We start from the raw sequence: 20,620 nt of genomic DNA on the forward strand, positions 1-20,620 counted from the left end.
TCTTCGAGGGTGACCATCTCCAGCGCGTGCTGTTTGGGTGAAGGGGGTTTGAGCATCGGGTTGGCCTGCAGTAAACGACAACCCATTAAACAAAAGCCCCCGCCTTTCGGCTAGGGGCTTTGTCAGCAGTCTGAACCGCGCGATTAGCATCAGCGCGGTTTTTTCTTGTAGCTTGTAGCTTGTAGCTTGTAGCTTGCAGCTGGCGCGAAGCGCTAGCGGCGCACCGGCCTCTTCTGCAGTTTGCGCTGCAGGGTCCGGCGGTGCATGCCCAGCGCCCGGGCGGTGGCAGAGATATTGCCGTCATGTTCGGCCAGTACGCGCTGGATATGCTCCCACTGCAGCCGGTCGACCGACATCGGGTGTTCGGGCACCAGCGACTCGGGATCGGCCTGTTCCGACAGCAGGGCAGTCAGAACGTCGTCGGCATCGGCGGGTTTGCACAGGTAGTTGCAGGCGCCGCGCTTGATCGCCTCTACGGCGGTGGCAATGCTTGAGTAACCGGTCAGGATCACGATACGCAGATCAGGGTACAGCTCCAGCAGCTTCGGCATCAGCACCAGCCCGGAGTCTCCTTCCATCTTCAGGTCCAGCACCGCGTAATCGGGCCGACGCTCACGCGCGATGCGCATGGCTTCGTCTGCTCCGCCTGCGGTTTCTACCTGCAAGCCACGGCGACTCAATGCCCGCGCCATGACCCGGGTAAAGGTCGGATCGTCATCCACCATCAGCAGCAGCGGCTGATCTTCCTGAATCGTCTCTTCAGTCATCAATTTTCTCCTGTCACCACCGGCAACCGTACTTCGGTGAGGGTACCACCACCATCCTGATTAAACAGCTTTACACTGCCGCCCAATCGCGAAACGGCGGCCTGACTGAGGAACAGCCCAAGCCCGAACCCCTTCTTGCCCTTGGTCGTGACAAACGCGGTACCCAGCTGTTCGGCAATATGCAACGGCACACCCGGACCATGATCCCGGATACGCAGAATAATCTGGCCGCTGTTCCAGTGCAGGCTGATCTGGATGTTGTCCGGACAGGCATCAGCGGCATTATTCAACAAGTTGAGAATACCCTGACCCAGCTCAGGCGTCGCCCGCAACAGAGGCGCAGGCTCCTGCGGCAAGGGTTGCAGTTGCCAGGACGCCTCGGGGCGCATCAGTTGCCAGCGCGCCAGCATCGCACGCAGCCACTCGTCACCCGCCTGTACCTTCTCCGGTTGACGGCGACTGTCTTCCGCACTGCGCACCATGTGCTGCAGGCTCTCCTTGCACAGCTTAACCTGCTCCTGCAGAACGGTAAGGTCCTCCTGCAACTGCGGATCACTGTAATCCTTGCTGATTTCCTTGAGCAGCACACTCATGGTCGACAGCGGCGTAGACAGTTCATGGGCGGCGCCAGCGGCGACGCTCGCAATCCCCAGGAGTTGAGCATCTCGCGCGCTCTGCTCGCGGCGCTCGGCCAGCCGATCGGCGTGCAGACGCAGCGCGTCGGCCATCCGCACGACAAAGAGGCTGATCAGGCCGGCACTCATGGCAAAGTTGAGCCACATGCCGATGACGTGCAGATTGATCAGGCCGCCGGCGAGTGGAATATCGAAGGCGTTGAGCGGCATATACCAGACCAGCAGCGCACTGTAGGAGGTCACCGCAACGATCGCCAGGATGGCGGTAAAGAACCAGGGGAGCGTCGCGGCGGCAATGGTCAGCGGTACAAGATAATAAGACACGAAAGGGTTGGTCGGGCCGCCCGAGTAATAAAGCAGGACGCTGTGGATCGCCATATCGAACAGCAGCTGCAGGGCGTACTCGACACTGGTGACCGGCCAGCTGCTGCGCAGCCGCAGCAGCGTCAGAATGCTTACTCCCGCCGAGACACTCAGGGTGATCAGCAGCGGCGTCCAGGGTAATGGAAACCAGCCGCAGAGATAGGCCGCCATCACCGATATGCTTTGGGCCAGCAGGACCAGCAGACGAATCAGTACTACCCGCCAGAGATTCTGACTCGACGGCGAGAGGGCCAGCGTATTGAGGCTCATAAGGGTTCGGTGCGGCACGCAAAAAACTCCAGTATAGGAAGCTCGACGAATGGCGCCGAGGTGACACAGGGTCGCACAATCAGGCGCAGCCGGGAATCGGGAACCAGCTGCGTTTGCATGGGTCTGACTGTGCACTGAACAAGGAGAACACCATGGGTAAACCACTTCTGCCAATGACTGGCCTGCTGCTCGCCGGATCGCTGCTTGCCGGCGGCGCCCAGGCGGATGACATCCGCTACAACCAGATATCGCTGCGCACCCAGGTCGAGCAGGCGGTCAATCATGACACCATGCAGGTGACCTTCTACACCGAAGCCCAGGACCGCGACCCGGCCAAGCTGGCCGAAACTATTACCCGCCGCCTCAATGCCGGTCTGGAAACCGCACGCAAGGCCAGCGGCATCCGCGTCAGCAGCGGTAACCGCAGCAGCCACCCGGTCTATGACGAAAAGGGCGAGAATATCGTGGGCTGGCGTGAGCGCGGTGAGATCAGCATCGAGGGCAGTGACTTCGCGGCCATCTCGGCGCTGACCGGCCAAATGCTCGGCGAACTCAGCCTCGGCAGCATGCAGTTCAGCCTGTCGGCCGACAGCCGCAGACAGACCGAGGACCAGCTTATCGCCAAGGCCATCGAGGCGTTCAAGGCCCGCGCCGATATCGCTACCCGCAGCCTTGGCGGCAGCGACTACAAGATTGTCAACCTGAACCTCAATACCCAGTACATGCAGCCAATGCGCTACCGCGCCGAAAAGGTCATGATGGCTGCCGACATGTCAGGCAGCGCGCCTGAGGTGGAAGGCGGCCAATCCGACGTCACTGTCAGCGCCGACGGCGTGATCGAAGTGCGCGACTGACCTGTCAGCAACAACCGTTCATGCGCCCTGCTCAGGGGCGCATGAAGGCGTACTCTTCATCGTCATCCAGGTTGTTGGCGAGAAAGTTCAGTTCACTGGCAATATCCTGCTGCGTGCGCGCCTTTTTGTAGACCGCAATGACTTCACTCATCAGCGCGCGGGCCAGCGCCTGCTCGTCATGGCCGGCAGCGGCGGCCTTTTCGATGGCCTCAGCCATGACCTGTTTGGCAATTGTGTAGGCAGACATGTCTTCTCTCCTCTGTGGTAGCTCATTTGAACACCCGGCACGGCGCACGACATTGATCTGCCTCAGGATTTGTCATCGTCCAATGGCGCCTGCAGGTAACGATCGGTATTGAACGTCTCAACCCAGTCCGGATGAAAGACAATCAGCGCGGCGATTACCGTGCCATTGATAAAGGCCTCGGGAAACATGACCAGCAGCAGATACCCAAACAGCTCGACCAGGCTGTCCGGCGCCTGCAACTGGCCGGACCAATGCAGCAACCCCATGCCACTGAGCACCGTACCCACCGCGCTGAGACCGGCTGCAAAGAAGCCACTGATGAAGATATACAGGAACAGATTTCGTGGCTGCCTCGACTCCAGCGCCCGGGCTATCGCCACCGTGATCAGCACCGGCACCAGCAACCGCAGCACACCGTTGGCTCCCAGAGCAGCAACGTCGTCCTGCCCCAGCAGTACCAGCGCCAATTGCGCCAGCGCACCGGCCACCAGTGCCAGCGGCCAGTCGAGGATCAGGGTCACTGCGGTTACACCGATGAAATGCATGGTCAGACCGCTATCGAACTCGCGGCGAACCAGCCAGAGTACGGCCAACGCAAACGCGCTGCCGTAAAACAGATGCTGACGACGGCTGTCGGCGATCAGCTCAACCCAGCTGACCCGCGCCAGCGCCCACAGCGTGGCCGCGCCGTAAATCAGCAGACAAAGCGTCAACTGCAGGGGTGTCAGTAGTGCATCGGACAGCATGGCGACCTCCAGAGCCGGTGGCAGCGATGATAGCAGGCTGATCCAAAGGAGTAATGCAATCACCCCGGCAAGGGTCTAGAATGACCGCAAAGTCAGTCAAGCCTTAGCCGCAGCAACGTACTGCAACGACACAAGAAGGCCATCCCAATGCCCAGCCGACTCCACCCCGAAGACCAGAAGCGCGTTGACGAATACCTGTCCTCCCCGGTTCACCGGGTCGAGCGCCGCCCTTTTCGCGTATGGATCCTGATCGCCCTGGTGGCGGGCTCGGTCATTGGTCTGGGCCTGCTGTCACGCCTGCTGGCCCAGTTTGCGGTTGCCTGATCATTCGGCCAACCGGTCACTGCCCGCCACTCCAGCCCTGACGCCCAGCGTGCCCGCTTTCGGCCGTTGACTGACGCCCGTTTCCATTATCCGTGAGAAACCAAGATGTCAGACTCCAACGCATCTCCCGCAGTACCACCGCGCATTGTCGTTGTCGGCGGCGGCGCCGGCGGGCTTGAGCTAGCCACCCGACTGGGGCGCAAACTGGGCCGCAAGGGCAAGGCCAGAATTACCCTGGTCGACGCCAACATGACCCACATCTGGAAGCCGCTGCTGCACGAAGTCGCCGCCGGCTCGCTCAATTCGACCGAAGATGAGCTGAATTACGTCGCCCAGGGCAAGTGGAACCACTTCAACTTTCAGTTGGGCGCCATGACGAGTCTGGATCGCGAGCGTCGGACCATCCAGCTGGCCGCCATCCATGACGAGAACGGCGACGAGCTGATCGCCCCACGCGAGCTGGACTACGACTACCTGGTGATCTCCGTCGGCAGCACCACCAATGACTTCAATACCCCGGGTGCAGCCGAGCACTGCCTGTTCCTCGACACCCGCGCCCAGGCCGAGCGCTTTCATCGCAGCCTGCTCAATCAGTACATGAAAGCGCAGGCAAGCGAACGTGGCACCACCCGAGAGCCCATCAACGTTGCCATCATTGGCGCCGGGGCCACCGGGGTTGAACTGTCTGCGGAACTGCACCACGCAGCGCAGATGCTGCGGGCCTACGGCTTCAACCGGATCAGCCCGGAAGACCTCAATATCAACATCATCGAGGCCAGCCCGCGCCTGCTGCCGGCACTGCCGGAACGCATCAGCGGCCCGGTGACCGAAATCCTGCGCGACCTCGGCGTGCACCTGCACACCGGCTCACCGGTCAAGGAGGTCAAGGCAGACCGACTGGTACTCGGTAACGGCGAAGAGATTCCCGCCAGCCTGAAGGTCTGGGCTGCCGGCATTCGTGCGCCGGCATTTCTGGCAACCCTCGGCATGCCGACCAACCGGATCAACCAGCTGGAAGTGGACCGCACCCTCAAGGTCAACGGCGAAGAGCGCATCTATGCCTTCGGCGACTGCGCGGCCTGCCCCACTGACGAGCCCGGCAAGTTTGTTCCACCACGCGCGCAGGCAGCCCACCAGCAGGCCAGCCTGCTGGCAAAAAACCTCTGCCGCCTGCTGGAAGGCAAGCCGCAGAGCGAATACACCTACCGCGACTACGGCTCGCTGATCTCGCTGTCGAGCTTCAGCGCCGTCGGCAACCTGATGGGCAACCTGACCGGTAACGTGATGCTGGAGGGGCGCCTGGCAAGGATCTTCTACGTGTCGCTCTATCGCATGCACCAGATGGCCCTCTACGGCGTTCCACGCACGTTGATGCTGATGTTGAGCGACCAGTTCGGCCGATCGACCGAACCGCGCCTGAAGCTGCACTGAGCGCCTCTGAGGCCACCAACAAACCCCGCCACGTGCGGGGTTTTGTTTTGGTGCGTCGCGAACTATCGACTGGGTGGCGCGACAGGCAAGAGACCAAAGCCGTTAACCAAATAGCCGAATGATGGAGTGGGCACCGGGGTTCGTCCCGTTTACGCGGGCGAGTAGCGCAGGGCCGGCGGGAAAAAGAGTCGCAGCATGTTTGAGGGGCGCAGCCCCGAGTTCTGCGACTCCCCGTCGGCCAGAGCAACGCAGCGAACCCGAAGGGCCGCGTAGCCGGGTGCCCGGGGGGATCGCCAAGGGGGGCCGGGCAAGCGGCCCCCCTTGGCTCGCCGCGAAGGCGAAAAGCGGATTCAGTGGCAGCGCAATGCAGGAACTAACCGCGCTACTTGTCTTTCCATGCTTAAACGGCGCGCTCGAGGTGGATGCCGGGGCACACGCTTGTTAACAAACGAGACTACAGACGCAGCCATGGCATACCCAGACGCCAGCCAGAAACGCAAAAAACCCGCACAAGGCAGGCCAGGAGAACTGATTCAGATAGAAAGGAAAGATACTACGAGGAAGGTTTTGAGTGGTGGGTCGTGTAGGATTCGAACCTACGACCAATTGGTTAAAAGCCAACTGCTCTACCAACTGAGCTAACGACCCATGCTCAAAAAAACTGGTCGGGGTAGAGGGATTCGAACTCTCGACATCCTGCTCCCAAAGCAGGCGCGCTACCAGGCTGCGCTATACCCCGTTTATCTCAAGTTGGCTCCGCGACCTGGACTCGAACCAGGGACCCAATGATTAACAGTCATTTGCTCTACCGACTGAGCTATCGCGGACCGGCCTTGAAACATCTCAACAGCGGCAGTGGTTGGTAACACATATCCCCTGCTGAGGCGCGCCATTTTACCGACCAGCGCAGGAGTGTCAACCCTTTTTATCTCTTTTATTTCAATGTTCTATCGAAAGCCGTGGCAATCGATCCCCCTTCCGTATGGTCACCACCGGGAGGGGTGTACATCTGCCATGTTTTCGCGCCGCAAAGGCACCGGCCCGGACGCAGACGCGACATTGGCGAACCTGCATCGCACATCGCCAAACGGCAACCCTGAAAACACGAAACCCGCCATCGGGCGGGTTTCGTTAACGCGGCTTGTCTGCGGCTTAGCCCAGCTGTGGACCCGCAGCGACGATGGCGTCAGACACATCGAACTTGGTGAAGTTGTCGACGAACAGCTTGGCCAGATCCTGCGCCGCCTTGTCGTAGTCTGCACTGCTCGCCCAGGTGTTACGCGGGTTCAAGAGCTTGGTTTCAACGCCAGGCACAGCAACCGGAACGTCCAGATTGATAACCGGCAGGTGCTCGGTCTCGACACCGACCAGCGCGCCAGACTGAATTGCCGCAATGATCGCGCGGGTAGTCGGGATACTGAAGCGGCTGCCGGTACCGTACGGGCCACCGGTCCAGCCGGTGTTGACCAGGTAGACCTTGCTGCCGAACGCATTGATGCGCTTGATCAGCAGCTCGGCGTACTCGCCGGCAGGACGCGGGAAGAACGGCGCACCGAAGCAGGTAGAGAAGGTCGACTTGATACCGCCGCCCGAACCCATTTCGGTCGAACCGACCAGCGCGGTGTAACCGGACAGGAAGTGGTAGGCGGCCTGCTCGTTGTTCAGGATGGACACCGGCGGCAGCACACCAGTCAGGTCACAGGTCAGGAAGATGATCGCGTTCGGCTCACCGGCCATATTGGCAACAACGCGCTTCTCGACGTGCTCCAGCGGGTAGGCGGCACGGGTGTTCTGGGTCAGACTGACATCGGTGTAGTCGGCATGACGGGTAACCGGGTCGATAACCACGTTCTCGACGATGGAGCCGAACTTGATGGCATTCCAGATGACCGGCTCGTTCTTCTGCGACAGGTCGATGCACTTGGCGTAGCAGCCACCTTCGATGTTGAACACGGAGCCTTCTGCCCAGCCGTGCTCGTCGTCACCGATCAGGTTACGGGACTCGTCGGCAGACAGGGTGGTCTTGCCGGTGCCGGACAGACCGAAGAACAGGGTGGTGTCACCGTTGTCGCCGACGTTGGCGGCACAGTGCATCGGCAGCACGTCCTTGGCCGGCAACAGGAAGTTCTGCACGGAGAACATGGCTTTCTTCATTTCACCGGCGTATTGCATGCCGGCCAGCAGGACCTTGCGCTGGGCGAAGTTGATGATCACGCAGCCTTCGCTGTTGGTACCGTCACGCTCAGGCTCGCAGACGAAGTACGGGGCGTTCATGATCTGCCACTCGTCGCGAGAAGCCGGGTTGTAGGCTTCCGGATTGATGAACAGGGTGCGACCGAACACGTTGTGCCATGCCGTCTCGGTTTCCATCACGACCGGCAGGTAGTGGGCCGGATCGGCACCAACGTGGACGTGGGATACGAAGCTTTCGCGCGCGCCCAGATAGTCGGCAACGCGGGCCCACAGGGCGTCAAACTTGTCAGCCGGGAACGGACGGTTTACCGCGCCCCAGGCAATCGCAGAGCTGGTGGACGGCTCGTCAACGATAAAACGGTCCATCGGCGAGCGGCCGGTACGTGCACCGGTCTTGACTACCAGAGCGCCAGTATCTGCCAGTTGGCCTTCGTTGCGCTGAATGGCCAGCTCGATCAGGTGTGCCACGCTCAGGTCGGTGTACACGGTATTGGTAGCTTGCGTCATCAAACAGGGTCCTCTTCGACTTTGACCGAATGTATCTATCTAAAGACCGACCGATTCGGCCTAAGTCCGTGGGGGTTCAGGTTGGTTTTCGTCCATTGACTCAGCGCGGACTCAGCGCGCAGGCGCGCCATTATGCCAAAAAAAAGACAAAGTCGCTAAGCCCGCGCCGTTGTCGTTTAATGCAAACCCTTCGCGTGCTCGGCTGCAGCGGCAAAAAGCGCCTGCACCGCGGGCTCATCAAAACGGTAACGGCTATTGCAGAACTGACAGTCGACCGTGATCTCACCGCCCTGTTCTTCTAGCAGCGCGAGGACATCGTCCTGCCCGAGGCTGACCAGCGCATTGCCGGAACGCTCCATCGAGCAGCTGCATTCGAAATGCACCGGCTGCGCGTCAAACAGTCGCACCTCTTCCTGGTGATAGAGGCGATGCAGCAGGGTTTCGTTATCCAGACCAATCAGCTCTTCGGCGGTAATGGTATCGGCCAGCACGTTCAGGTGTGCCCAGGTATCGGCGCGCTCCTGCTCGTCCTTCTGACGGTCGGCCGGCAGCGCCTGCAGCAGGAAGCCGCGGGCTACGCGACCATCGGCATGCAGCCGGAAACGGGTCGGCAGCTGCTCGGAGTTGGCGAAGTAGCTGCCCAGCGATTCGGCCAGCGAGCCGCCTTCCAGCGACACGATGCCCTGGTAGCGCTGCCCCCTGTCCGGATCGATGGTGATCGCCAGCACGCCGTCGGGCATCAACTCACCGAGGGTTTCACCGCTGAGATCGTCGGCATACCGGGCGATGCCGCGCACCCCCTGTTTGCTGGAACACTCGACCATCAGGGTCGACAGCGGACCGCTGGAACGGGCCTGCAGAATCAGCAGCCCGTCGAATTTGATGGTGGTCGAGAGCAGCACCGCAGCTGCCAGCATTTCACCCAGCAGCGCCTGAACCGGCTGCGGATAGGGGTGCTTGGCGAGGATTTCGCGGTAGCTCTGATCGGCGGACACCAGCTCGCCGCGCACGTCGGCGTTTTCAAACAGAAAGCGTTGGGTAATGTCCTGAGCGGCCATGATGCACCTTCAAAAGGCGCGATTATACCCAATCAGTCCTCGGCCGGTGTATTACGTTCATCGCGAAAACGGAAGATCTGCCGGCGCTGCTTCTTGCTCGGCCGGCCGTCACTGATCTGCCCGCCGGCGCCCAGCGCCTTGCGTTGCGCCGCTGCCGCCTCGCGTGCGGCAATGCTGCCCTCGCTCTCGCGATAGAGCAACTGCGCTTCAGGCGCGCCACGGCGCTGCTCGGACAGCACCAGCACCTCTACCGTCTTCTGATCCAGCCCCTGACGAATGCTCAACACATCGCCGACACGGATCTCCTTGCTGGCCTTGCAGCGCTCGCCTGCGCACTGCACCTTCCCGCCTTCGATGGCCGCCTTGGCCAGCGAACGGGTCTTGAAAAAACGGGCCGCCCAGAGCCATTTATCCAGGCGGACTTTGCCTTCTTGCTGCATCGGGTTTGTACTCCTCTCGCAGGCGCACTATAACAGGCTTGTCGAAACCGGAGACTTGCAGCATGATGCGCGCCCAATGGCCCCGGGCCTGGAGATACCGCTGTGAAAACCTTTGATCATCTGAGCGTGATCGGCCTGCGAGAGTGGGTCGCGCTGCCCGAACTCGGCATAAGCCAGATGATCGCCAAGATCGACAGCGGCGCCAAAACCTCTGCCCTGCATGCCAGTAACATCCGCACCTTCGAGCGTGACGACCAGACCTGGGTTCGCTTTGATGCGCACATTGGTAGCCGTACCCGTCAATACACCCGGAGCTGTGAAGCCCGCCTGGTCGACTTGAAACGAATCAAGAGTTCCAACGGTCAGATGCAGGAGCGTCACGTCATCCGCACACCGATGGTACTGGGTGATCGACGCTGGGACGTTGAGATAACCCTGACCTGCCGAAAAGCCATGCGCTATCGCATGCTGATCGGCTGCACGGCGATGCAGGATGCCCAGCTGGTAATCAATCCGGGACTCCGTTTCGTGCAGGAAAAGCCCCTGCTCGAAACGCCTCGCTGATAGACCATACCCTTACATACCCCCACTACAGCGCATTGCAGCGTCAAGGGACCCAGAATGAAGATTGCGATTCTGTCGCGTAACGCCAATTTGTACTCCACCCGCCGGTTAATCGAGGCGGCGACAGAACGTGGCCACGAGGTGCGGGTAATCGACACCCTGCGCGCCTACATGAACATCGCCAGCCACAAGCCGTCGATTCACTACAAGGGCGAAGAGCTGGAAGGCTTCGACGCGGTGATTCCGCGTATCGGCGCCTCTATCACCTTCTACGGCACTGCAGTACTGCGCCAGTTCGAGATGATGGGCGTGTTCCCGCTCAACGAGTCGGTAGCCATCAGCCGCTCGCGCGACAAACTGCGCTCGCTGCAACTGCTGGCCCGCAAGGGCGTGGGCCTGCCGGTAACCGGCTTCGCCCACTCCCCAGACGACATTCCGGACCTGATCAGCATGGTTGGCGGCGCGCCGCTGGTAATCAAACTGCTGGAAGGCACCCAGGGTATCGGTGTGGTGCTGTGTGAAACCGAAAAGGCCGCCGAGTCGGTGCTCGAAGCCTTTATGGGCCTGAAAGCCAACATCATGGTGCAGGAATACATTCGCGAAGCCGGCGGCGCCGACATTCGCTGCCTGGTAGTAGGCGACAAGGTGATCGCCGCCATGAAGCGCCAGGCCAAGCCCGGCGAATTCCGTTCCAACCTGCACCGCGGTGGCAGCGCCAGCCTGATCAAGATCACCCCGGAAGAGCGGATGACCGCCGTACGGGCCGCCAAGGTCATGGGCCTGAGCGTGGCCGGGGTCGACATCCTGCGTTCCAACCACGGCCCTGTAGTCATGGAAGTGAACTCCTCCCCAGGTCTGGAAGGCATCGAGACCACCACCGGCAAGGACGTCGCCGGCCTGATCATTGACTACATCGAGAAAACCGCCCGACCCAACCAGACGCGCACCAAGGGGAAGGGCTAGGGCAAGACACAAGCCACAAGCCACAAGCCACAAGCCACAAGCCAAATTAGGATGGGTTCGGCGCCGCGGCCATCAACTGTCTCCAAGCGCTATTTGCTGCAATGCGCAGTCAAAAGAAAACCCGCGCGACACGACGCCTCACAGGGTCGTCTTGAAGCTTGCGGCTTGGAGCTGCCGACTCAGCCCGCGCTGGCGCGGGTGATGGCGGCAGCCAGCTCCGCGTAATCCTCCACCGCCTCAAACTCCTCGGTATAGCGTCGTGCGCCTCGGCTGTCGGGCTCGCGCACGGCCAGCAGGTGGGCAATGCCATATTCGCGCGCTGAACGCAGCACACTGAGGCTGTCGTCGATAAACAGCGTACGCTCGGGGTCGAACGGCAGGTCGGCCTGCAGGGCGTGCCAGAACGCCTGAGTTTCCTTGGGGTAGCCGTAATCGTGGGAGCTGATCAGCCGCTGAAACCAGGTACGCAACTCCACCCGCTCCATCTTCAGCGACAGTGAATCCCGATGAGCGTTGGTGATCAGCACCACCTGCCGGCCACTGCGTTGCAGTGCCCGCAGGAAGGTGTCGGCGTCCGGACGCAGGCTGATGAGATGCGCAATCTCGCGCTTCAATTCGACAATCGGCAGCCCCAGCTCACGGGTCCAGTAGTCCAGACAGTACCAGTCCAGCTGGCCCTGAATGGCATTCATCATGGCGTACAATTCCGTCTTGGCCCATTCAATCGACTGGCCGTGATGACGGGCATAGCAGGCCGGCATGTGCTCCAGCCAGAAGTGGTTATCAAAGTGCAGATCGAGCAGTGTGCCGTCCATATCGAGCAGCACGGTATCAATTGCATTCCAGTTGAGCATTGGCGGTTGGGCTTGGGCTTGAGGTGCGGCTATGATACCAGCGGACGCGCTGGTTGACTCAACCCACCCTGAACACCAGAGCTCAGGCGGCGATGCTCAGCACGTCCCACGCAATCGGTCGATCACCACGGAGCCCCCATGCCGCAGAAGCCGGAAACGCTGGAAGCAAAGATTGTCGCCAAGAGCCGCCTGTTTACCGTTGAGCAAGTCCAGTTGCGCTTCAGCAACGGGGTGGAGCGGACCTATGAACGGCTGGTCAACAAGGGTCAGGGTTACGGTGCCGTCATGGTGGTTGCCCTGCGCGACAACCGCACCGCGGTGCTGATCGAGGAATATTGCGGCGGCACGGACGACTATCAGCTGTCACTACCAAAGGGGCTGGTTGAACCGGGCGAGGACGTGCTGGAGGCCGCCAACCGCGAACTGATGGAAGAGGCCGGTTTTGGTGCAGAACAACTGGAATTTCTGACCCATTTGTCGCTCTCGCCGGGTTACATGAGCCAGAAGATCGCGGTAGTGCTGGCCCGCAACCTGTACGAAAAACGCCTGCCGGGCGACGAGCCGGAGCCGATCCGGGTGGACCAGGTCGATCTGTACGAACTTAGCGAACTGAATGCCCGCAGCAACTTTACCGAAGGCCGCGCTCTGGCTGCCCTGTATCTGGTGCGTGACCTGCTGGAACAGCGCGGCGAACTGCAGCGCTGAAGGAGCCGAAAAATGTTCTTCCAACGCCTACCTGAACACAAGCTGCGTCTGCCCACGGCCGAAGAGGCCTTACCCGGTCGCGACACTCCGATTCAGACCAGCCAGACCACCCATAGCGTCCTGGGTACGCCACTGCATCCCCCCTTCCCCGAGCAGATGCAGACGCTGATCGTCGGCCTTGGCTGCTTCTGGGGTGCCGAGCGACGCTTCTGGCAGGTGCCCGGCGTATACAGCACTGCAGTCGGCTACGCCGGCGGCCTGACGCCCAACCCGACCTACGAGGAAGTCTGCTCCGGCATGACCGGCCATAACGAGGTGGTGCTGGTGGTGTTCGATCCGGAGGCGGTGTCACTGCAGCACCTGCTCAAGGTGTTCTGGGAATCGCACAACCCGACCCAGGGCATGCGCCAGGGCAATGACCAGGGCACCCAATACCGATCCGGTATCTACGTCAGCGACATGGCCCAGCGCGCCATCGCCGAGGCCAGCAAGGCCAACTATGCCAATGCGCTGCAGGAGGCCGGCCTGGGCGAGATCACTACCGAGATCCTGCCCGCGCCAACCTTCTACTACGCCGAGGACTACCACCAGCAGTATCTGGCCAAGAACCCCGGCGGCTACTGCGGTCTGGGCGGCACCGGAGTGTGTCTTCCGGGTTGAACAAACGGCTCAGCGCTGACTGAGCCGCTGCAGGCAAAGCCCGGTCAGCTCGGCGACGCGCTTGAAGGCCGCCAGCTGACTGGCACTCAGCTCTCGACCCGACAGCCGCATATCGCCATAGAGCACACCCACCCGGCGGCTGCCGGCGATAACGGGCGCGATCGCAAACGGACCGCTACCCACCAGTTCGACCACCGCCGGGGTTACCAGTGATTGCAGCTCCTGACTCTTCGGACCGCCGAGCCAGAGGCAGTCGCGCTGTGCCAGTGCATGACCGAAAATATGCTTCGACCCATCGCTACAGGGCAGAACAAAGGTTTCCCGCCAGCGCTGCGTGCCCTTGCCGATGGCCGTACGTACCCTGAACTGGGTCTGCTGCTCCGCCAGCACCATCAGGGCAATACGCTCAATCCCGGCGCCACGATGCAAACCCTGCATGACGGTGTGCAAAATGGTGTCCACATCCATCGGCGCACGGGCCATCAGCTTGAGATGGTCAACCGACAGCTTGAGCATTTCCAGATTGGGCTGCAGCAGCGGGTCCGCCTCCACCTCGGGTTTGCGCTCTGCCGGTACTTCATCGACCGAAGGCCGCCCGGGTACCACCTCCATCTGCAACAAGGCGGACAGATCTAGAGGCAGATCATCCGCGCGCGGAATCCATTGCTGCAGATCGGCGTTGGAGCAGTTGCCGGCGATGCGCACCGCCTCCTGCCCACTGCCCACCAGTTGCTGCCAGGCATGCTCGGCATCGGTACCGATCAACTCGGCAACCGGCTCAATCAGCGCCTGAACCGACTCATGGGTCCAGCCCTTGCCGGCTACCCGCTCGGCCAGTGTGCTGCCCAGAGCCACCGCGCGGGCGGCGGGTCCGTCGCTGTTGCGACTGGCCTGGATCAGCTGACCGATCTCACCCATATTCCAGGTCTTCAGCAGGCCGACGGTCAACTGGTCGAAGGTCACGCCGATTTCACGCTTGAGCACCTTGTCCGGGTCTACTCCCGGCTCATTGAGGCTGGCAACCAGACGGTCGGCGGTCTTGCCCGCATGGCTCCAGAACGCCAGTTCACCGATATGGCTCAGCAAGGTGGCGATAAACACCTCTTCCTGCTGGCGCTGGTTCAGATACTGCGCCATGTTGCGCGCCTGCACAGCTCCGTGGAAGGAGCGAGCAAGCAACGCCTGTAGCTGTTCACGTGGGGAGTTTTTCAACAGACCATCCAGCAGGCTGACCGACAGACCGATCATCCGCACCTGATCAAAGCCCACCACCACAACCGCGCGTGAGAGCGTCTTGATCACCTCGCGGCCGGGGTTGCAATAGACACTGTTGCTGACACGCAGCACCTTGGAGGCCAACGCTGCATCGCGCATCAGCACCTCGGTCAATTGGGCGACCGAGGCGGTTTCAGACTGCGACAACCGCAGCAGATCGTGAACTACCACGGCCATGGCCGGCAGCTCGGCGCGGTTCAGACGCTCCAGCCAGGAACGCAGGCCATGAGTCTCGTTATTCAAATCGGTCATCCGGGCAAAGAGTGAAGCGAACTCAAATGATACCATTGTGATATCAACCATGGCAGCTTCCGTGCCCCTGTCGCCGACCGCTGTGCAAGCAGCCCACGCTTGCATAGAATAGCCCGATGTCGACGACCCGCCTTGATATTCATCACTACTCCGGTGACGCTGCCGCGCACACCCATGAAGAACAGGCACAACTGGTGTTTGGGCTGCAAGGCACCCTTGAGTTGGCCTTCAACAACGATGGTGGTCCGGTGCAGGCCGGCCGCGTAGCGATCATCGCCGCCAGCGACCGTCACGCGTTCTTCAGCCCTGATCAGGGCCGCTGCCTGGTCCTCGACGTCGATCCTGATGCGCCGCTACCCGGGCTGGAACCGCAACGTGACAGCCAGCTTCAGCTGCTCGAGCACAGCCGCCTGAGCCCGTTGACGCCAGCCCAGACCCGGCTGGTCAGCAGCCTGGCCGGCCTGATTGACCAGCAACCCTGGCTGGCCGAGCAAAGTGCCGCCCTGTTGCTCGGTTCCCTGCTGGGCCAGCCGGCACCAGCCCGGCGCCTGCCACTGGAAAAGCTCAATGCGTTCATCGAGGCTCACATGGCGTATCCGCTTGAGGTGGCCGACCTGGCACGTCTGAGTGGCCTGTCGTCCTCGCGCTTCAATCACTGGTGCCTGCAGGATCTGGGCTGCACACCGCTGGAGTACCTGCGTCGTCGACGCCTGCTACGCGCACGCCAGTTGCTTGAGCACAGCCGCCTGCCCGTCAGTGAAATTGCTGCGCGTTGCGGCTATGGCAGCCAGAGCGCCTTTACCCAGGCCTTCCGCAAACACTGGCAGCAGTCACCCAGCAGCCTGCGCAAGCAGCACTAGCACGACAAATTTCAACAGCCCCGCAACAGCAGCGTATGGGCGGGCACGCTACCATCGCGCCCTGTTACCCGTGTTTGAGACCGCCATGACCAACCTGACACACAATCGCGCCCTGCTTTTCATGCACGTTGCCGCCTTGCTGTTCGGCCTGACCGGGGTGTTCGGCAAGCTGGCCAGTACCACTCCGGACGCAATCGTGCTTGGCAGAGCGCTGTTTGCTGTGGTTGCGCTGGTGATCTTCGCTCAACTGGGCAGTTTGCCGCTGGTCCGCCAGCTGACACGCCGTCACCTGGCCAGCCTGGTGCTGTGCGGTGTATTTCTGGCGATCCACTGGCTGACCTTCTTTCATGCCATCAAGCTGTCCGGCGTCGGCATCGCCACACTCGGCTTTGCCAGCTTCCCGGCGTTCGTGGTGCTGCTGGAGGCGGTGTTCTGGCGCGAACACCCAAGCCGACAGGATCTGGTCAAGGTAGGACTGGTCTGCGCCGGGCTGCTGCTGATCCCCGCCGAGTTCAGCCTGCAGGCCGACAACACCGAAGGCTTGCTGTGGGCGATCCTCTCCGGCTTCTGCTTCGCCGCCGTATCGGTCGGCAACCGGTTGACCAGCGGGCGCCTGCACCCGGTACAGATTGCCTGCTGGCAAAGTCTGGTAGTAGCGCTGATCGCACTGCCCACCGGCACCCTGGCACTGGCGCAGATGCCGGCACTGGACTGGCTGTGGATCGGCTTGCTGGGCGTATTCTGCACCGGGCTGGCGCAGGTGCTGTTTGTCTCCAGCCTGCGCGTGCTGAACGCGCGCACTGCCTCGCTGTTCTTCGCGCTGGAACCGGTATACGGCATTCTGATTGCCTGGTGGCTGTTCGCCGAGCAGCCCACCCTGCGCATGCTGATTGGCGGGCTGCTGATCATCAGCGCGGTACTGATGGTACGCCGCGCACCCACGCCCGCCTGAACCTCAGATCGGGCTTTCGATCAGTTTCACCCAATGCGGCAGCAGGTTAAGGCGGTCGGCGGCCAGCTTCAGGCAGACCAGCAACGGCACAGCGATAAGCACGCCGACTACACCCCACAACCAGCCCCACAGAATGAGCCACAGCATCAGCACCAGCGGATGCAGCCGCATCCGCTGCCCCAGCACGGTTGGGGTAATAAACTGCGCCTCAACCAAATTGATGCAGAAGAACACCAGCGCGGGCAACAACGCCCCCAGGCTTGGGCCGTACTGCAACACACCGGCCAGACAGAGCACCAGCATGCCGATGACCGGGCCGACATAGGGCGCAAAATTGAGCAAGCCGACCATCACCCCCCAAAGCAGCGCGTCCTCTACACCCATCAGCATGAGGACCCCGGCGGTAACAGCTCCCAGCAGTGTGTTGATCAGACTGACGGTCAGGATGTAGCGCGACAGCTCACGCTGAACCTGCTCCAGCAACTCGGTAGCCGCGTGCTTGTCACGGACCTGCGGCAGCACCCGGATAAAGGTGCTGTAGAGTGACGGACCGAAGATCAGCATGAACAGCACCAGCACCAGAAAGGTGAAAAACTGCGCAAGGACCGCAGGCGTGGCCCCCAGCGCCTTGACCATCACCTCCATACCGCCCTGCATTACCCGGTCCGACAATGCCGGATCGTTACCGGAAGCGGACGCAGAAGCCGGCGCAGGAGCAGCCTTCTCCTCCCGGAACCAGCCAAACAGGCGGAGCCCATCAGATTCCTCCGCTTCCTGAGGCGCTGGTGCCTGCGTCGGCGCCAGCCGCCGACCAAAGGCGTCCAGCTCCTGCGACAACTGCGCCGACAGCTCGGGCAGGCGCTTGATCCATTTCTCCGCCGGCTCGGCCAGCTGCGTACCCAGCAGGGTAAAAGGCCCGCCGATCGCCGTCAGCAACAGCAGGGCAGAAAAGGTACGCGGCACATGGAAGCGCTTGAACAGGGCAACCAGCGGACTCAGCAGCAATGCAAACAGCGCGGCCACCACCACCGGCAGCAACAACGTCTTGGCAAAATACAGGGTATAGAGACAGGCCAGTGCCAGCAGCCAGATCAATACCTGCCGGCTGGACTGATCACCGCGTGGCAGCTCACTGGACTGACCGGATTCGCCCTGCCCGGATATCTCGCTGTGATCGCTCACAGCGGGCTCCACAACTGCCGAACCATGCGCAACAGGCTCTCGGCCATCGGCAACAAGCGAACACCGAGCATCCCGAGCGAGCGTGAACGCCCGGCACCCAGACGCTGGCTCAGTGCCCCGGCCAGCGCACCGCTGCCAACCAGCAGCGCCGGGGGAATCCTGCCCAGCTGATGCTGCACCAGCGCACCGCTCAAGTGAACAATATCGATGCGCAACGCCAGCTGGTGGTCCAGTTGCTCAATCTCGGCTATCAGCTGTGCTCGCTTCATGTGCGTCTCCCTGCATCAGGCGTTTCAGGTGGGCTTGGGTGCGGCGAAAGCCGAGCGACTCCCGGTAACGCTTAAGTTGCCGCAGCAACAGCGCGATTCCGAGCACATGCAGCGCCAGCACGCACAGCAGCGCGACGGCAACCTGGCCACTCGACTGCCAGATCAGCCAGCCCAGCAGCAGACTGAACAGCAGCCAGGTGAACAGCACTAGCGGCACAAGCAGCAGCGAGAGCAGCAGCATCCGCCGGGCATCGCCCAGCGTCAGCTGCCACTCAAGGCGCAGCAGGGTAGCCAGTTCACCACCCGCAGCACTCAACTGGCGCAACCAGGCCGCAGTGTGGTCTACCAGCTCGCTTACCGCCTTGAGCGTGTCGGCATCCTGCGCGGCTGAACGGGAGTCGGCTTGTTGCTCATCAGATTCCTGCGGCGATTCACGCTCGTCGCTCATTTGCGCGAAAACAGCTGAGCCAGCACGAATCCGGCTGCGAATGCGATACCCAGGGTCGCCAGCGGCTTTTCACGCACATAGCTGGTTGCCTGATCACCGAGCGCCTCGGCCTTTTCCCGGCCCTTGAGCAATTGCTCGAGCGCATCCTGCCTGACATCCATGCCGGCTGCCTGGGCCGCCGCCTTGAAGTGATCTCGCGCCTCCAGCAGCTTCTCGTAGGCCTCCCCGACAGCCGCTTTGCTGGCCGCAAGTTCGGCGTCTTTGGCTGCGGGTTGGGTTGTCTTTTCTGCTGCCATTTCGATCTCCTTGACCTGTTTGCTGGTACCGCTCGGCGTCGCCAACGGCTCCACTACTATAGGCGCCGGGGGCCAGTCGCGTCATCGGTCCGGTTTATTCGTGATCATTCGCCCTGCCGAAATCCGCTTCGGCGCATTTACTCTGCCTGGCAGGCAGGCGACGCTGAGCAGCAACAACGCTCGACGAACGCCCGATCTGTGCCAGACTCAATGCCAGCGTCGGCAGAGCCCTCAGCATTTGGGACTGGCTCAGACACGGCAAGTTCAGATCGACTGCGCACCCGACCCTGCAAACCATGAGGACCCTTTGATGAGCAACACCCGTGAGTTCGACGTCATCGTTTACGGCGCGACCGGCTATACCGGCCGCCTGGTAGCCGAGTATCTGTGCCAGGAGTACGGCAACGACAGCAACCTGCGCTGGGCCATGGCCGGCCGCAGCCAGAGCAAGCTGGAAGCCGTACGCGATGAAATCGGCGCGCCGTCCAGCACGCCGCTGGTCGTTGCCGATACCGAGGACCTGGCGAGCCTGAAAGCGATGGTTGAGCGCACCAAAGTCGTGCTGACCACCGTTGGCCCGTACCAGCTCTATGGTCCGGAACTGGTACGCATCTGCGCGGAAACCGGCACCGATTACGTGGACCTGTGCGGCGAGCCGGCCTGGATGCGACAGATGATCGACGCCCACGGCGAGACGGCGAAGCATAGCGGCGCACGTATCGTCTTCTCCTGCGGTTTCGACTCCATTCCCTTTGATCTGGGGGTCTACTTCCTGCAGCAGGCCGCGAAGGAGCAACTCGGCTGTGCGCTGCCGCGCGTCAAGGGTCGGGTACGCAAGATGAAGGGCACCTTCTCCGGCGGTACCGCCGCCAGCCTGAAGGCAACCATGGCAGCGGCCAAGGCCAACCCCGAGATATTCAAGCTGTTGGCCAACCCGTTTGCCCTGACACCCGGCTTTACTGGCCCGGCGCAGCCCCCGGCAATGAAGCCCGAGTACGACGAGTCACTGGGCAGCTGGGCAGCCCCGTTCATCATGGCTGCCATCAACACCCGTAACGTCCATCGCTCCAATGCGCTGTTGGGCCACGCCTACGGCGAAGATTTCGTCTACGACGAAATGCTGCTGACCGGTCCCGGCGAGCAGGGCGAAGCCATCGCCAAGGCGGTTGCCGGCGACAAGTCACTGGCCAGCGATGATGCGCCGAAACCGGGCGAAGGCCCCAGCAAGGAAGAGCGCGAAACCGGCTTCTACGATGTGCTGTTTATCGGCGAAGCTGCCGACGGCCGCAGCCTGAAAGCCAGCGTGGCCGGCAAGCGTGACCCGGGCTACGGCTCCACCTCACGCATGATCGCCGAAAGCGCGATCTGCCTGGTACGCGACGCCACCGACACCCAGGGCGGCATCTGGACCACCGCCCCGGCGATGGGCAACAAACTGATCAAACGCCTGCAGGAACACGCCGGGCTGACCTTTAAACTGGAGTCCTGAGCGAAAGGTAATCCAG

23 protein-coding genes and 3 tRNA genes are annotated in these 20,620 nt (G+C 61.8%); 10 read left to right on the top strand and 16 right to left on the bottom strand.

Annotated elements, in window-relative coordinates:
* Positions 1 to 212: 212 nt before the first annotated feature.
* Together AC13EY_RS06110 and AC13EY_RS06115 are read right to left on the bottom strand one after the other, a co-directional pair.
* Entirely contained in the window at positions 213 to 767 is a 555-nt protein-coding gene (locus AC13EY_RS06110) for a response regulator transcription factor (RefSeq protein ID WP_088274616.1), read from the bottom strand.
* Positions 767 to 2,035, bottom strand: a complete 1,269-nt coding sequence (locus AC13EY_RS06115; protein WP_228245563.1) for an ATP-binding protein — start codon at positions 2,033 to 2,035, stop codon at positions 767 to 769. Before AC13EY_RS06115 ends, AC13EY_RS06110 begins: the two co-directional genes overlap by 1 nt.
* 152 nt (positions 2,036 to 2,187) lie before the next feature.
* On the opposite strand from AC13EY_RS06115, the gene AC13EY_RS06120 reads away from it, so the two are divergent.
* The gene (locus tag AC13EY_RS06120) at positions 2,188 to 2,889 is read left to right on the top strand and encodes an SIMPL domain-containing protein (protein ID WP_228245402.1); all 702 of its coding nucleotides are present in this window, start codon (positions 2,188 to 2,190) and stop codon (positions 2,887 to 2,889) included.
* Positions 2,890 to 2,920: 31 nt separating this feature from the next.
* On the opposite strand, the gene AC13EY_RS06125 is transcribed toward AC13EY_RS06120, so the two are convergent.
* Both AC13EY_RS06125 and AC13EY_RS06130 read right to left on the bottom strand, forming a co-directional pair.
* Positions 2,921 to 3,136 (bottom strand): hypothetical protein, encoded by a 216-nt coding sequence (locus AC13EY_RS06125; protein ID WP_088274611.1) that lies wholly within the window; start codon positions 3,134 to 3,136, stop codon positions 2,921 to 2,923.
* 62 nt (positions 3,137 to 3,198) lie between these two features.
* Positions 3,199 to 3,882, bottom strand: coding sequence for an energy-coupling factor ABC transporter permease (locus AC13EY_RS06130; protein WP_228245403.1), 684 nt, complete (start codon positions 3,880 to 3,882; stop codon positions 3,199 to 3,201).
* Positions 3,883 to 4,029: 147 nt separating this feature from the next.
* Between AC13EY_RS06130 and AC13EY_RS06135 the strand changes: the two genes are divergently transcribed.
* Both AC13EY_RS06135 and AC13EY_RS06140 read left to right on the top strand, forming a co-directional pair.
* Positions 4,030 to 4,206, top strand: a complete 177-nt coding sequence (locus AC13EY_RS06135; protein ID WP_088274608.1) for a DUF3094 family protein — start codon at positions 4,030 to 4,032, stop codon at positions 4,204 to 4,206.
* A 105-nt stretch (positions 4,207 to 4,311) separates the two neighbouring features.
* Positions 4,312 to 5,637 carry an NAD(P)/FAD-dependent oxidoreductase gene (locus AC13EY_RS06140; RefSeq protein ID WP_228245404.1) on the top strand — a complete coding sequence of 442 codons (1,326 nt, stop codon included), beginning with the start codon at positions 4,312 to 4,314 and terminating at the stop codon, positions 5,635 to 5,637.
* A 572-nt stretch (positions 5,638 to 6,209) separates the two neighbouring features.
* Here the strand turns inward: AC13EY_RS06140 and AC13EY_RS06145 are convergent.
* The 6 genes from AC13EY_RS06145 to AC13EY_RS06170 form a co-directional block, all read right to left on the bottom strand.
* Positions 6,210 to 6,285 (bottom strand) — tRNA-Lys (locus AC13EY_RS06145).
* 14 nt (positions 6,286 to 6,299) lie between these two features.
* Positions 6,300 to 6,376: transfer RNA gene (locus AC13EY_RS06150), tRNA-Pro, on the bottom strand.
* 12 nt (positions 6,377 to 6,388) lie between these two features.
* Positions 6,389 to 6,464 (bottom strand) — tRNA-Asn (locus AC13EY_RS06155).
* Between the two features lie 325 nt (positions 6,465 to 6,789).
* Positions 6,790 to 8,337, bottom strand: coding sequence for a phosphoenolpyruvate carboxykinase (locus AC13EY_RS06160; RefSeq protein WP_088274604.1), 1,548 nt, complete (start codon positions 8,335 to 8,337; stop codon positions 6,790 to 6,792).
* A gap of 176 nt (positions 8,338 to 8,513) precedes the next feature.
* Positions 8,514 to 9,395: an Hsp33 family molecular chaperone HslO gene (gene hslO, locus AC13EY_RS06165; RefSeq protein WP_285677419.1), complete on the bottom strand. Its 882-nt coding sequence runs from the start codon at positions 9,393 to 9,395 to the stop codon at positions 8,514 to 8,516.
* A 32-nt stretch (positions 9,396 to 9,427) separates the two neighbouring features.
* Positions 9,428 to 9,835 (bottom strand): RNA-binding S4 domain-containing protein, encoded by a 408-nt coding sequence (locus tag AC13EY_RS06170; RefSeq protein WP_233049005.1) that lies wholly within the window; start codon positions 9,833 to 9,835, stop codon positions 9,428 to 9,430.
* A gap of 102 nt (positions 9,836 to 9,937) precedes the next feature.
* On the opposite strand from AC13EY_RS06170, the gene rimB reads away from it, so the two are divergent.
* On the top strand, positions 9,938 to 10,399 hold the full coding sequence (gene rimB / locus AC13EY_RS06175; protein ID WP_228245405.1) for a retropepsin-like aspartic endopeptidase RimB: 462 nt from the start codon (positions 9,938 to 9,940) through the stop codon (positions 10,397 to 10,399).
* A gap of 57 nt (positions 10,400 to 10,456) precedes the next feature.
* A complete protein-coding gene (gene rimK, locus AC13EY_RS06180; protein ID WP_088274596.1) occupies positions 10,457 to 11,362 on the top strand; it encodes a 30S ribosomal protein S6--L-glutamate ligase in 906 nt (301 codons plus the stop codon).
* Between the two features lie 179 nt (positions 11,363 to 11,541).
* Here the strand turns inward: rimK and yrfG are convergent, their stop codons facing one another.
* Positions 11,542 to 12,216 (bottom strand): GMP/IMP nucleotidase, encoded by a 675-nt coding sequence (gene yrfG / locus AC13EY_RS06185; RefSeq protein ID WP_228245406.1) that lies wholly within the window; start codon positions 12,214 to 12,216, stop codon positions 11,542 to 11,544.
* A gap of 138 nt (positions 12,217 to 12,354) precedes the next feature.
* Between yrfG and nudE the strand changes: the two genes are divergently transcribed.
* Together nudE and msrA are read left to right on the top strand one after the other, a co-directional pair.
* Positions 12,355 to 12,921 (top strand): ADP compounds hydrolase NudE, encoded by a 567-nt coding sequence (nudE, locus tag AC13EY_RS06190; RefSeq protein ID WP_088274592.1) that lies wholly within the window; start codon positions 12,355 to 12,357, stop codon positions 12,919 to 12,921.
* 12 nt (positions 12,922 to 12,933) lie between these two features.
* On the top strand, positions 12,934 to 13,581 hold the full coding sequence (gene msrA, locus AC13EY_RS06195) for a peptide-methionine (S)-S-oxide reductase MsrA (RefSeq protein ID WP_228245407.1): 648 nt from the start codon (positions 12,934 to 12,936) through the stop codon (positions 13,579 to 13,581).
* A 9-nt stretch (positions 13,582 to 13,590) separates the two neighbouring features.
* Here msrA and AC13EY_RS06200 read toward each other — a convergent pair whose 3' ends face one another.
* Entirely contained in the window at positions 13,591 to 15,099 is a 1,509-nt protein-coding gene (locus tag AC13EY_RS06200) for an HDOD domain-containing protein (protein ID WP_482877647.1), read from the bottom strand.
* A 125-nt stretch (positions 15,100 to 15,224) separates the two neighbouring features.
* On the opposite strand from AC13EY_RS06200, the gene AC13EY_RS06205 reads away from it, so the two are divergent.
* Entirely contained in the window at positions 15,225 to 15,968 is a 744-nt protein-coding gene (locus tag AC13EY_RS06205; protein WP_228245409.1) for a helix-turn-helix domain-containing protein, read from the top strand.
* Between the two features lie 85 nt (positions 15,969 to 16,053).
* A complete protein-coding gene (locus AC13EY_RS06210; RefSeq protein ID WP_482877648.1) occupies positions 16,054 to 16,920 on the top strand; it encodes a DMT family transporter in 867 nt (288 codons plus the stop codon).
* A gap of 3 nt (positions 16,921 to 16,923) precedes the next feature.
* On the opposite strand, the gene AC13EY_RS06215 is transcribed toward AC13EY_RS06210, so the two are convergent.
* From AC13EY_RS06215 to AC13EY_RS06230, 4 genes are read right to left on the bottom strand one after another with little or no spacing between them, the layout of a single operon-like run.
* Positions 16,924 to 18,102, bottom strand: a complete 1,179-nt coding sequence (locus AC13EY_RS06215; RefSeq protein WP_482877649.1) for an AI-2E family transporter — start codon at positions 18,100 to 18,102, stop codon at positions 16,924 to 16,926.
* Positions 18,099 to 18,371, bottom strand: coding sequence for a hypothetical protein (locus AC13EY_RS06220; RefSeq protein ID WP_228245411.1), 273 nt, complete (start codon positions 18,369 to 18,371; stop codon positions 18,099 to 18,101). The genes AC13EY_RS06215 and AC13EY_RS06220 overlap by 4 nt, the downstream gene beginning before the upstream one ends.
* Positions 18,340 to 18,819 (bottom strand): hypothetical protein, encoded by a 480-nt coding sequence (locus AC13EY_RS06225; RefSeq protein WP_228245412.1) that lies wholly within the window; start codon positions 18,817 to 18,819, stop codon positions 18,340 to 18,342. The genes AC13EY_RS06220 and AC13EY_RS06225 overlap by 32 nt, the downstream gene beginning before the upstream one ends.
* Positions 18,816 to 19,115 (bottom strand): glycine zipper domain-containing protein, encoded by a 300-nt coding sequence (locus AC13EY_RS06230; RefSeq protein ID WP_140418569.1) that lies wholly within the window; start codon positions 19,113 to 19,115, stop codon positions 18,816 to 18,818. The genes AC13EY_RS06225 and AC13EY_RS06230 overlap by 4 nt, the downstream gene beginning before the upstream one ends.
* Before the next feature lie 310 nt (positions 19,116 to 19,425).
* Here AC13EY_RS06230 and AC13EY_RS06235 point away from each other — a divergent pair, with 310 nt between their 5' ends.
* The gene (locus tag AC13EY_RS06235) at positions 19,426 to 20,604 is read left to right on the top strand and encodes a saccharopine dehydrogenase family protein (RefSeq protein WP_482877651.1); all 1,179 of its coding nucleotides are present in this window, start codon (positions 19,426 to 19,428) and stop codon (positions 20,602 to 20,604) included.
* Positions 20,605 to 20,620: the final 16 nt, after the last annotated feature.

This window comes from Halopseudomonas sp. L-58 (genome assembly GCF_056859475.1).